Origin of the sequence: Mesorhizobium sp. M0058 (assembly GCF_040323095.1) — a bacterium.
Taxonomy (GTDB): Bacteria; Pseudomonadota; Alphaproteobacteria; order Rhizobiales; family Rhizobiaceae; genus Mesorhizobium.
The window spans coordinates 1-11,527 of the sequence record NZ_JAMYUQ010000023.1; the positions used below are offsets into that span (position 1 = coordinate 1).

The window sequence follows — 11,527 nt, forward strand, 5'->3', positions numbered from 1 at the left end:
GAGTAGGGAGTAGGGAGTAGGGAGTAGGGAGTAGGGAGTAGGGAGTAGGGAGTAGGGAGTAGGGAGTAGGGAGTAGGGAGTAGGGGATGTCGTTCCCCGCTACCGCCCAATCCCTACTGCCTAAGCCCTGGCCGCTACGCGGCCAGATCGCGCAGCACGTATTGCAAAATGCCGCCATTCTTGAAGTAGTCGAGTTCGTCCAGCGTATCGATGCGGCAGATGATCGGCACGTTCTTCACGGTGCCGTCGCCATAGGTCACCTTGGCGATCATCGTCTGGCGTGGCTTGATGGTGCTTATGCCGTCGATCTCGACCAGCTCGTCACCCTTGAGGTTGAGCGAGGCCCATGAGGTGCCTTCCTCGAAGACGAAGGGGATGACGCCCATGCCGACTAGGTTGGAGCGATGGATGCGCTCGAAGGACTGGGCGATGACGGCACGGACACCGAGGAGATTCGTTCCTTTAGCTGCCCAGTCGCGCGAGGAGCCGTTGCCGTATTCGACGCCGGCGAAGATGACCAGCGGCACGCCTTCCTTTTTGTATCTCATCGCCGCGTCGTAGATCGATTCCTCTTCCTTCGACGGGTAGTGGATGGTGTAGCCGCCCTCGCGGCCGTTCTCGCCCAGCATGTGGTTGCGGATGCGGATGTTGGCGAAGGTGCCGCGCATCATCACCTCATGGTTGCCGCGCCTTGTGCCGTACTGGTTGAAGTCGGCAACGCCGACGCCATGGTCGGTGAGGTATTTGCCGGCCGGGGAAGCGGCCTTGATCGAACCCGCCGGTGAGATGTGATCGGTGGTGATCTTGTCGCCGAACAGGCCGAGCACGCGCGCGCCCTTGATGTCGCCGATCTTGCCGAAACCGGAGGTCATGCCGGCGAAATAGGGCGGGTTCTGCACATAGGTCGAGTTGTCGTCCCAGGCATAGGTCTGGCCTTCCGGCGCCTTGACGTTCTGCCAGTATTCGTCGCCCTTGAAGACGTCGGCATATTTGCGGGCGAATAGCTCACGTGTGACGTTCTTCTCGATGAACTCCTGGATCTCGGCCGAACTCGGCCAGATATCCCTGAGATAGACCGGCTTGCCGTCACGGCCTTCGCCGAGTGGCTCGGTGGTCAGGTCCTTGGTGACGGTGCCGGCCAAAGCATGGGCTACCACCAGCGGCGGCGACGCCAGATAGTTCGCCTGCACGTCAGGTGAAACACGGCCTTCGAAGTTGCGGTTGCCGGAGAGCACTGCGGCGGCGATCAGGCCCTTATCGTTGATGGTCTTGGAGATCGGCGCCGGCAGCGGGCCGGAATTGCCGATGCAGGTGGTGCAGCCGAAACCAACCAGGTTGAAGCCGATCTGGTCGAGCTCCTTCTGCAGGCCGGACTTTTCCAGATATTCGGCGACCACCTGGCTGCCCGGCGCCAGCGAGGTCTTCACCCACGGCTTCTGCTTGAGGCCGAGCCGGTTGGCGTTGCGCGCCAAGAGGCCGGCGCCGATCAGCACGCTCGGGTTGGAGGTGTTGGTGCAGGACGTGATGGCGGCAATCACGACATCGCCATGGCCGAGATCATGGTCGGTGCCTTCGACGGCATAGCGCTTGTGGATTTCGGCAGCCTTCTTGTACTCGGTCTCCATCGCCTTGGCGAAGCCGGCCGGAATGCCTTCGAGCGGAACGCGGCCTTCGGGACGCTTGGGACCTGCCATCGACGGCACGACGCTGTCGAGCTCGAGTTCGAGCAGGTCGGTGAAGACAGGGTCGGCCGAGCCGGCGTCACGCCACATGCCTTGCGCCTTGGAATAGGCTTCGACCAGGGCGATGCGGCTTTCCTCGCGGCCCGACATTGTGAGGTAGCGGATGGTCTCGCCATCGACCGGGAAGAAGCCGCAGGTGGCGCCATATTCGGGCGCCATGTTGCCGATGGTGGCGCGGTCGGCCAGCGTCATGTTGGACAGGCCCGGGCCGAAGAACTCGACGAACTTGCCGACGACGCCCTTCTTGCGCAGCATCTGGGTGACGGTCAGCACCAGGTCAGTGGCGGTGATGCCTTCCCTGAGTTTGCCGGTGAGGCGGAAGCCGATGACTTCGGGCAACAGCATGGAAACCGGCTGGCCGAGCATCGCCGCCTCGGCCTCGATGCCGCCGACGCCCCAGCCGAGCACGCCAAGGCCGTTGATCATGGTGGTGTGCGAATCGGTGCCGACGCAGGTGTCGGGATAAGCGGTGGTTTCGCCGTCTTCCGTGTTGGTCCAGACGACCTGACCGAGATATTCGAGGTTGACCTGATGGCAGATGCCGGTGCCGGGCGGCACGACGCGAAAATTGCGGAACGCCTGCTGGCCCCATTTCAGGAATTTATAGCGCTCTTCGTTGCGCTCATATTCGAGCTCGACATTCCTGGCAAAGGCCAGTGGCGTGCCGAATTCGTCGACTATGACGGAGTGGTCGATGACGAGGTCGACCGGCACCAGCGGATTGATCTTCTGCGGATCCCCGCCGAGCGCCTTGAGGCCGTCGCGCATGGCGGCAAGGTCGACCACCGCCGGGACGCCGGTGAAATCCTGCATCAGGACACGCGCCGGGCGATAGGCGATCTCGACGCCAGCGGTGCCCTTGTCGGTCAGCCAGCCGGCCACAGCCTGGATAGAGTCCTTGGTGACGGAGCGGCCGTCTTCATTGCGCAAAAGGTTTTCCAGCAGCACCTTCATCGAATAAGGCAGCTGGGCAATGCCGGTGAGGCCGTTCTTCTCGGCCTCGACCAGATTGTAATAGACATAGTCCGCGCCACCCACGGTGAGGGTGCGGCGGCAATTGAAACTGTCGAGGGATTTTGACACGTGCGGTCCGTCCTTGTCTGTTCAGCCTGAAAGGGAACGGACGCCGATGGGCATGCAATCACGCGCAAAGGTGCGGGTACGGCCATTTCCGCTGTCCGTTCCCAGCCAACCCGAGCCGTTCAAGGCGGCGCGTGCGCTGGTTCGGCGCAAATTCTGTTCCCGTGCCGACCGCTGGCACGGATGTCCCGCATATAGAGAATTTTCTGGAATAGTTCTAGACAGTTGCGGAGCAAATTTGTGCGATGCGGCAGCTATCGCGCGGTAAAGTTTTCGGGACGGGCAGGCATGCGGCTGATTGCCGAAAATCTGGGCGGCGAACGCGGCGGCGAGACGGTCTTTTCCGGCATCGGTTTTGCGCTCGACAAGGGCCAGGTGCTGGTCGTCACCGGGCCGAACGGCTCGGGCAAATCGACGCTGCTCAGGGTCATCGCCGGGCTGCTACCGAAGGCGCAAGGCGATGTGCGCATCGAGGGCGGCGAAAGGTTTCCGACGATCGCTTCGGCGGTCCACTATCTCGGCCACCTCAATGCACTGAAGACGGCGCTCAGCGTGGCGGAGAATCTGCGCTTCTGGCGCGATTTCAACGGCGATGGGCAGTTGGGTGTCGGAGAGGCGCTGGAGACGGTTGGTCTCGGCGGCATCGGCCATCTGCCTTTCGGATATTTGTCGACCGGGCAAAGGCGGCGGGCGGCGATTGCGAAATTGCTGGTCAGTCATAAGCCGCTGTGGCTGCTGGATGAGCCGACGGCTGGGCTGGATAAGGCCTCGGAGGCGCGGTTTGCGGGGCTGATGACGAGGCATTGCGCAGAAGGCGGAATCATTGTCGCGGCGACGCATTTGCCACTGGGATTGGATGGAGCACAGGCATTGAGGATGGGAGCAACAGGGTGATGTCGGCATTCCCGCCCACCCCCCTCTGCCCTGCCGGGCATCTCCCCCGCAGGGGGGGAGATCAGATGTCATGCCGGCTTTCGCCAATCACCGGCATTGAAAAAGAGGCGTCAGCAACGGAACTGCCAATCTCCCCCCTTGCGGGGGAGATGTCCGGGAGGACAGAGGGGGGTGTGAAGGAACGCCACCTTCGGCAAGATGGCGATCAAACCGCAGGCGCGGCTTGGCAATGCTAGCCCTCTTCCTGCGCGACGTCCGTCTCTCAATCCGTGCCGGGGGCGGGGCGCTCACCGGCGTCATCTTCTTCCTCGCCGTCATCGCCACCATCCCCTTCGGTGTCGGACCGGACCTGAAGCTGCTCGCCCGCATCGGTCCGGCGATCCTTTGGATCGGCGCTCTGCTCGCCTGCCTGCTCGGCCTCGACCGGCTGTTTCAGGCCGATCGCGAAGACGGTTCGCTCGATCTTCTGGTGCTGGGCAATGACCGCCACATGCTGGCGCTGACGGTGCTGGTGAAGTGCCTGGCGCATTGGGCGGGCAGCGTTCTGCCGCTGGTGGTTGCGGCACCTCTGCTGAGCCTGTTCATGAACATGGAGCCGCTCAGCATCGGCGCCACCGCGCTGACGCTGCTGGTCGGCACGCCGGCGATCACTTTCATCGGCGCGGTCGGGGCGGCGGTGGCGGTGGCGCTGCCACGTGGCGGGCTGCTGATCTCGGTGCTGGTGCTGCCGCTGACCATCCCGGTGCTGATCTTCGGGGTGTCGGCGAGCTACGGCGCGGTGGCCGATCCTGATCCGTTCCTGCAGCCCTTCCTCATTCTTGCCGCGCTGACGCTGTTTCTTGCCGTGCTGGGTCCGGTGGCGGCAGCACTGGCGCTGCGGCATGGAACGGATTGATATGACCGCTGCGGCGCGACGATCAATTGCGAAGCCCCAGCCGCAAAGCTAAGAAAGCCGCAAAGCTATGGGAAGGCCATGATCGAGCACGACGAAGTGACGGTGGAAGGGGAGCGAAGCGCATGAGTGCACACGCACTCTATGTCGCGGCCGCCTATGGCATCACGGTGATCGTGCTGGCCGGGCTGATCGGCTGGATCCTGCTCGACCAGCGGACCCGCAAGCGCGAACTGGCAGACCTCGAAGCGGCCGGCGTGCGGCGTCGCTCGGACAAAGCCGGTACTGGGGCCAGCACTGGGGCCAGCAAGCCATGAGCACGGAAAGCGAAACGCCGGCGTCGCCGCGCCGCCGCCTGGTCGTGCTGTTGCCGCTGCTGGTTTTTCTCGGCCTCGCCGGATTGTTCCTGTCGCAGCTTTTGTCGGGACGCGATGAGGCGGCAGTGCCGTCGGCGCTGATCGGCCTGCCGGCGCCGCAGACCAACCTGCCGGCGCTGGAAGGGTCAAACCTGCCCGGGCTGGATTCGAAAGCCTTCGCCGGCAAGGTAACGCTGGTCAACGTCTTTGCATCGTGGTGCGCGCCGTGCCGGGAAGAGCATCCGGTGCTCTTGCAGCTGTCGCAGGACAAGCGCTTCGTCATGGCCGCGCTAAACTACAAGGACCAAGCGCAAAACGCGCGCCGGTTCCTTGGTGATCTCGGCAATCCGTTCCAGGCGATAGGTGTCGACGAGGCCGGCCGCACGGCCATCGACTGGGGCGTCTACGGCGTGCCGGAAACCTTCGTCATCGGCAAGGACGGCAAGATTGCCTACAAGCATGTCGGGCCGCTGACAGGGGAGTCGGCGAGGGATGTTCTGTTGCCGCAGATTGAAAAGGCGCTCGCGGCACCGGGCTGACGTTGGCGCCATGCCCCCTCATCGAGCCGCTACGCGGCCACCTTCTCCCCGTGGGGAGAAGAGGGAAGCATCGGCACAGGCTAGCTCCTCTCCCGGGGGGAGAGGTCGAATTGCCCGAATTGCTCATGCAATTCGGTTTGGCAATCCGGGTGAGGGGGCGGTGCCCCGCTGACGTCTGAAAGCTCAGCCGTAGATCTGCTTGTGGACCTGGTAGAGCATTTCCGAGCGGTCGGCGCGCAGGTCGGCCAGATCGCGGCTCGTCAGGTTTTCGATTTCCGCGACGAGGCGGTTGTAGTGGCGGCGCTTGGCCATCGAGGTGCGCGCGCGGGAGAAGAGGTTGTCAAAAGCCATAGCAAGGGTCCTTTCGTACCGCATATCAGCGGTGAATTGTTCCTCCCTTGGTCGTTCGCACCATGACATAGGAATGGTGCGATGCAAAAAGAAGATGTTGCAATGCACCATTGCACAGGGCGCATAGCGGGTTAATACAGCGCTAACAGCACCATAAACGGCCGGACAGGCTGGCGGGCCATGCCGGCCGGGCACCTTTTGTCTTACAATTGCGCCTGCGCCACCTTGCCATCGCGCCCGCAGGCTGGCTTGATCCGCGCGTCACGTGATGCCCGGAGGAAATGCATGGCGACCGCAGACTATTACGAAATTCTCGATCCGCGTTTCGCGCGGCTGTTCAACGGCAACGCCCAGGTGGAAAAGCTGTTTACCGGATGTCAGTGGGCGGAAGGGCCGGCCTGGTTCGCCGCCGGCCGCTATGTCGTCTGGTCCGACATCCCCAACAACCGGATGCTGCGCTATGACGAGACCGACGGCAATGTGAGCGTCTTCCGTCAGCCCTCCGGCAATTCCAACGGCAACACCGTCGACCGCCAGGGCCGACTGGTGACGTGCGAGCATTCCGGCCGCCGCGTCAGCCGCACCGAGCATGACGGTTCCGTCACCACCATCGCGGCCGAATGGAAAGGCAAGCGGCTGAATTCGCCCAATGACGCGGTCGTGAAATCCGACGGCTCGATCTGGTTCACCGATCCGAGCTACGGCATCGACACCGACTATGAGGGCGACAAGGCCGAAAGCGAGATCGGCGCTTGCAATGTCTACCGGGTCGATCCGGATACGGGCGAGGTCGAGGCCGTGATCACCGACATGGTCCGGCCGAACGGGCTTGCCTTTTCGCTGGATGAAAGCCAGCTCTATGTCGTCGACACCGGCCGCACGCATGGCGCGCAGAACCCCGCGCATATGCGGGTCTTCAACGTCGGCAAGCACGGCAAGAAGGTGTCGGGCGGCAAGGTGTTCGCCGACTGCACGGCCGGCCTGTTCGACGGCTTCCGGCTCGACGAGGCCGGCCGCATCTGGACCAGTGCCGCCGACGGCATCCATTGCTACGATCCCGACGGCACGCTGATCGGCAAGGTCAAGGTGCCGGAAGTGACCGCCAATTGCGTGTTCGGCGGCAACAAGCTGAACTGCCTCTACATCGCCGGCACCACGTCGCTCTACATGGTGCGGCTGATGGTGAACGGGGCGAAGACGTATTGAGGCTGCTGGAAACGCTTCTCTGGCGGCCCTTGATGGCGTTTCTGCGCATGTCCGCGGCGCCTGTTGCGCGGCGGCCGCCGGAACCGCCGCCAAGCGGTTCGCCGGAGCGGATTTCGAAGCCGCCCAGCGGCGGCGGTATCAGACACAATTCAAGGGGAGGACGTCATGCCATTCGTCAACATCCGCATCGTCAAGGAAGTGATCGCCGCTGATCCCGCTGGCAAGAAGGCCGACATCGCCAAAAAGGTCACGGCGGCCATCATGGACGCCACCGGGCTTAGCAATGACGACGTCTGGGTGGTGTTCGAAGAGGTCAACGCGCGCGACTGGTATGTCGGTGTGACCGATGTCGAGACGTTGCGGAAGGGGTAGCACAGCGGCACGTTGGGGTGCGGCCGCACCCTTTCGTTCGTCATCCTAGGGTCTGCGCCGCGTCGCTTCGCTCCTTGCTCCGCCCTAGGATGACGAGGCAACGTCTGCGCGTATAAAACTCGCGAAAACCTGCACCGCTTCGCGCATGGCCCGCAGGTTCTCGTTCTCTCCCAGGATCGCTTCCATCTCCGGCGGTTTCTTGCCGAGCAAGGCAATCTCCAGAACCGCGTCCTCACAAAGCGCAAACGACATCGTCCGCATGATCTCCGCAAGCGCTGCGCGGGCGTAGAGCGAGCGCGCGGAGGCGTGGGCCAGCATGGCGGGCTTGCCGACTGCGGCGTCGCGCGAGACCAGCCAGTCGAGCGCGTTTTTCATGCCGCCGGGCACGCCATGGGCATATTCGGGGCAGGAGACGATGATGCCGTCGGCGCTGGTGACGGCCTCGATCAGCCGCATGGCCTCGGCCGGTGTGCGCTCGCCTTCGTCATCCGGGTTGAAGATCGGCAGCAGGCCGAGCCCGTCATAGACAGTTACGCGGCAATCCGAAGGCGCGTTCGCGGACAGCGCCGCCAGCAGCGCCGAATTGGTCGAGGCGGCGCGCAGGCTGCCGGAGATGGCGAGGAGTTCGATCACGGGGAAACAGGGCTAGGGAAACCGGCAAAGGACCGCAATGGCGAATCGTACCCGAAATCTACCACAGGGTCTTGCTGGAGGCTTCGTCCAGCGAGCGGTCGAAATCGTCGGCAGTTTCGGCATGCGCCATCTGATCGGACAGGATCTGACCGAGCGTCGGCAATGTCGCGCGGTCGTGCCAGCTGTCCGGCTTCCACAATTCGGAGCGCATGAAGGCCTTGGCGCAGTGCATGTAAGCGGCCTTGACGCTCACCACGACGACGCTTTGCGGTTGCTTGCCGTCGACGGTGAGGCGCTCGCGCAAACCGGCATCGACGGTTATGCGGGCGTCGCCATTGATGCGCAGCGTCTCGTTCATGCCGGGGATGAGAAAAAGCAGCCCGACCGAAGGGTTGAGCAGGATGTTTTCCAGCGTGTCCAGCCGGTTGTTGCCGGGCCGGTCGGGAATGGCGATGGTCGTGTCGTCTAGGACAAGGGCGAAGCCCGGCCTGTCGCCTTTCGGCGTCACGTCGGAATTTCCGGCGCCGTCGGAAGAACCAATCAGCACGAAGGGGCTCTTGCCGATGAAGGAGCGGCAGTGGCCGTCGAGCGCCCGGAGTTCCTTGCGCATTGAGGCGTCGGTCGGCCGCGGGGTCTTGTAGATCGTCCTCAGTTCGTCGCGCGTGGTGACGAATTCCATGGCCGTCTCCGTTTATTCGGACGCAATTCCGGACGGAAAACCGCTTCACACTTTTCCTGGAATTGCTCTACTTGCCGGCTTCTTCCACCTTCTCGGCCTTATCCTCGATCGAATGGTGCAGGATCAGCGGCATCTGGCTGAAGGTGAACAACAGGGTGATCGGCATGATGCCCCAGACCTTGAAGGTAACCCAGAAGTCGGTGGAAAAATTCCGCCACACCACTTCATTGGCAAGAGCCAGGAACAGGAAGAACAGGCCCCAGCGGAAAGTCAGCTTGCGCCAGCCTTCGGCATCGAGGCGAAAGGCCGAATCGAAGACATAGCCGAGCAGCGATCGGCCGAAATACAGACCGCCGAGCAGCACGCCGCCGAACAGGGTGTTGACGATGGTCGGCTTCATTTTGATGAACACGTCGTCCTGCAGATAGAGCGTCAGCGCGCCGAAGATGAAGACGACGACGCCCGAGACCATCGGCATGATCGGCAAGGTGCGCAGCAGCAGCCAGGAGGCGATCAGCGCGATCGCGGTCGCCGCCATGAACAGGCCGGTGGCGACGAAGATCGGCCCGCCGAATTCGGCCAGGACAGGAAATTTCTGCACCAGCCAGGCGCCGCGTGCATTGGCGAAGAAGAACACCATCAGCGGCCCGAGTTCCAGCACCAGCTTGAGCAGCGGATTGACGCTTTCTTTCTTCTTTCGCGGGTCGGACGGGTCGCGTTCGAGGATGGGTGGGTTCATGACTTCCTTCTGACGCATGATCTTGTCCAAAAAGCCGTCAGCTCTTCGGGATCATTGCCTGTTACGCTACGCCGGCGATCGCCCTGGCGAATTCGCCGGCCGAGAATGGTTCGAGGTCGTCGACCTGTTCGCCGACGCCGATGAAATAGACCGGCAGTTTGTGCTTTGCCGCGATCGCGACCAGAATACCGCCGCGCGCCGTGCCGTCCAGCTTGGTCATCACCAGGCCGTTGACGCCGGCGACATTGCGGAAGATCTCGACCTGATTGAGCGCATTCTGGCCGGTGGTGGCGTCGACCGTCTGCAGCACGGTATGCGGCGCTTCCGGATCGAGCTTGCCCAGCACGCGCACGATCTTTTCCAGCTCCGCCATCAGTTCGGTCTTGTTTTGCAGCCGGCCGGCGGTGTCGATGATCAGTACGTCGGAGCCGGCCTCCTTGGCGCGTTCGAAAGCGTCGTAGGCAAGGCCGGCGGCATCCGCGCCGATCTTCGAGGCGATGACCGGAGACTTCGTCCTCTCGCCCCAGATCTTCAGCTGCTCGATGGCTGCAGCGCGAAAGGTATCGCCGGCGGCCAGCATCACCGACAGGCCACCATCGGTCAGTTTGGCGGCGAGCTTGCCGATGGTCGTGGTCTTGCCGGTGCCGTTGACGCCGACCACCAGAATGACATGCGGCTTGTGCGACAGGTCGAGCTCCAGCGGCATGGCGACATGGGCCAGCACCTTCTCCACCTCGGCCGCCATGATGGTGCGGACATCCGCGTCGGAGACATCCTTGCCGTAGCGGCTGGCAGCGAGGGCATCGGTGACGCGCAAGGCTGTTTCCATGCCCAGATCGGCACGGATCAGCACGTCCTCCAGATCCTGCAGCGTCTCCTCGTCGAGCTTGCGCTTGGTGAAGACGCCGGCGATGTTGCCGGTGAGTTCTTTCGAGGAGCGGGCAAGCCCGTCGCGCATGCGCTGGAACCAGGAGCGTCGAGGCGCCGGTTCGGGCGCCTTTTGCGGCTCGGCTTTCTGCTCGACCTTTTTGGTGACGGTGACTTTGCCGGGAGCTGGTTTTGACTGTGGCGAAGGTTGCGGGGCCGGCGCGGGCGCTAGCTCGGCAACGATGGTCTTGGCTTCGACCGGCGCGGGTACAGCTTCAACCGACGTGCGCTTTACCTCCCCCTTGATGGGGGAGGTCCCAAGCGAAGCTTGGGGGTGGGGGTGATTTGCGCTGGCGTCAGCGCTGTCACCCCACCCCGCCGCTTCGCGTCGACCCTCCCCATCGAGGGGAGGGTGGGGCGCCTCGTCCTTCTCCCCGTGGCTATACGGGGAGAAGGTGCCGGCAGGCGGATGAGGGGCGGCGCTGACCTCTGAGTTAGGCTCTGCGGGAGGCGCGGACGGTTGCGGCACTTCGATCGGGGCGGCCGGTTCTGCTGGAGTCTCGGCAGGCGTCGGCACTTCGACGGGAGCGGGCTCCAGCTGCGGTTCCGGACGCGATGGTTCGATCTCCGGCTCGGCCGGCGCCGGCGGCACTTCTTGGGGCTGCGGCTCGGGAGCCGGCTCCGGAACGGCTGGCGCAGGAACTTCTTCCGGTGCAGGCGGCTCGGGTATCTCCGGCTCAGGCTGCGGTTCTTCTACCGGCGCGGGCTCCGGCAACGGTTCCGGCTCGGATGGGACGACCGGTTCCGGCGCGGGCGGGATGGTCGGCGCGGGTTCGGGCTTCGGTTCTTCTGGCGCCGACTGCGGCGCAGGCTTTACCTCCCCCTCGATGGGGGAGGTCCCAAGCGAAGCTTGGGGGTGGGGGTGAGTGGCGCCGGCGTCGGCGCTCTCACCCCTCCCCGCCACTTCGTGGCGACCCTCCCCATCGAGGGGAGGGTGGGGCGTCGGCGGCTCGGGCTCCTCGCGCTTCAAGAACTCCGGAACGACCTGCTCGGCCGCCGGCTTCAGCGCCTCAAGCGCATCCCATTTGATCGGCGGCAGGGGAGCGGTTTCGTCGATGCGCTCCTCGACGACTTCCTTCTTGCCGAACGAAAATATGTTCTTGAAAAAACCGGCCAT

Annotated in this window: 12 protein-coding genes; 6 read left to right on the top strand and 6 right to left on the bottom strand. The window is 63.7% G+C overall.

Going from position 1 to position 11,527, the window contains the following annotated elements; translation table 11 throughout:
- Positions 1–134: 134 nt before the first annotated feature.
- A complete protein-coding gene (gene acnA, locus NKJ75_RS29035) occupies positions 135–2,825 on the bottom strand; it encodes an aconitate hydratase AcnA (RefSeq protein ID WP_023726027.1) in 2,691 nt (896 codons plus the stop codon).
- Between the two features lie 285 nt (positions 2,826–3,110).
- Here acnA and ccmA point away from each other — a divergent pair, with 285 nt between their 5' ends.
- The 4 genes from ccmA (at position 3,111) to NKJ75_RS29055 (ending at position 5,503) form a co-directional block, all read left to right on the top strand.
- The gene (gene ccmA / locus NKJ75_RS29040; RefSeq protein WP_023834703.1) at positions 3,111–3,716 is read left to right on the top strand and encodes a heme ABC exporter ATP-binding protein CcmA; all 606 of its coding nucleotides are present in this window, start codon (positions 3,111–3,113) and stop codon (positions 3,714–3,716) included.
- Positions 3,717–3,945: 229 nt separating this feature from the next.
- On the top strand, positions 3,946–4,611 hold the full coding sequence (gene ccmB / locus NKJ75_RS29045) for a heme exporter protein CcmB (protein WP_023828742.1): 666 nt from the start codon (positions 3,946–3,948) through the stop codon (positions 4,609–4,611).
- 122 nt (positions 4,612–4,733) lie between these two features.
- Positions 4,734–4,925, top strand: coding sequence for a heme exporter protein CcmD (gene ccmD / locus NKJ75_RS29050; RefSeq protein WP_023671735.1), 192 nt, complete (start codon positions 4,734–4,736; stop codon positions 4,923–4,925).
- On the top strand, positions 4,922–5,503 hold the full coding sequence (locus NKJ75_RS29055) for a DsbE family thiol:disulfide interchange protein (protein ID WP_023683850.1): 582 nt from the start codon (positions 4,922–4,924) through the stop codon (positions 5,501–5,503). The genes ccmD and NKJ75_RS29055 overlap by 4 nt, the downstream gene beginning before the upstream one ends.
- A gap of 183 nt (positions 5,504–5,686) precedes the next feature.
- On the opposite strand, the gene NKJ75_RS29060 is transcribed toward NKJ75_RS29055, so the two are convergent.
- Positions 5,687–5,854, bottom strand: coding sequence for a hypothetical protein (locus NKJ75_RS29060; protein ID WP_023742107.1), 168 nt, complete (start codon positions 5,852–5,854; stop codon positions 5,687–5,689).
- A 285-nt stretch (positions 5,855–6,139) separates the two neighbouring features.
- Between NKJ75_RS29060 and NKJ75_RS29065 the strand changes: the two genes are divergently transcribed.
- Both NKJ75_RS29065 and NKJ75_RS29070 read left to right on the top strand, forming a co-directional pair.
- Positions 6,140–7,060, top strand: coding sequence for an SMP-30/gluconolactonase/LRE family protein (locus NKJ75_RS29065; protein WP_023671738.1), 921 nt, complete (start codon positions 6,140–6,142; stop codon positions 7,058–7,060).
- A gap of 165 nt (positions 7,061–7,225) precedes the next feature.
- The gene (locus NKJ75_RS29070) at positions 7,226–7,432 is read left to right on the top strand and encodes a tautomerase family protein (protein ID WP_023683852.1); all 207 of its coding nucleotides are present in this window, start codon (positions 7,226–7,228) and stop codon (positions 7,430–7,432) included.
- An 84-nt stretch (positions 7,433–7,516) separates the two neighbouring features.
- Here NKJ75_RS29070 and NKJ75_RS29075 read toward each other — a convergent pair whose 3' ends face one another.
- The 4 genes from NKJ75_RS29075 to ftsY form a co-directional block, all read right to left on the bottom strand.
- On the bottom strand, positions 7,517–8,065 hold the full coding sequence (locus NKJ75_RS29075) for an NADPH-dependent FMN reductase (protein WP_023821954.1): 549 nt from the start codon (positions 8,063–8,065) through the stop codon (positions 7,517–7,519).
- A gap of 58 nt (positions 8,066–8,123) precedes the next feature.
- The gene (locus NKJ75_RS29080; RefSeq protein ID WP_352500497.1) at positions 8,124–8,744 is read right to left on the bottom strand and encodes a pyridoxamine 5'-phosphate oxidase family protein; all 621 of its coding nucleotides are present in this window, start codon (positions 8,742–8,744) and stop codon (positions 8,124–8,126) included.
- A 67-nt stretch (positions 8,745–8,811) separates the two neighbouring features.
- A complete protein-coding gene (locus NKJ75_RS29085; RefSeq protein ID WP_023687683.1) occupies positions 8,812–9,483 on the bottom strand; it encodes a septation protein A in 672 nt (223 codons plus the stop codon).
- A gap of 61 nt (positions 9,484–9,544) precedes the next feature.
- Positions 9,545–11,527: a signal recognition particle-docking protein FtsY gene (gene ftsY / locus NKJ75_RS29090; RefSeq protein ID WP_352500498.1), complete on the bottom strand. Its 1,983-nt coding sequence runs from the start codon at positions 11,525–11,527 to the stop codon at positions 9,545–9,547.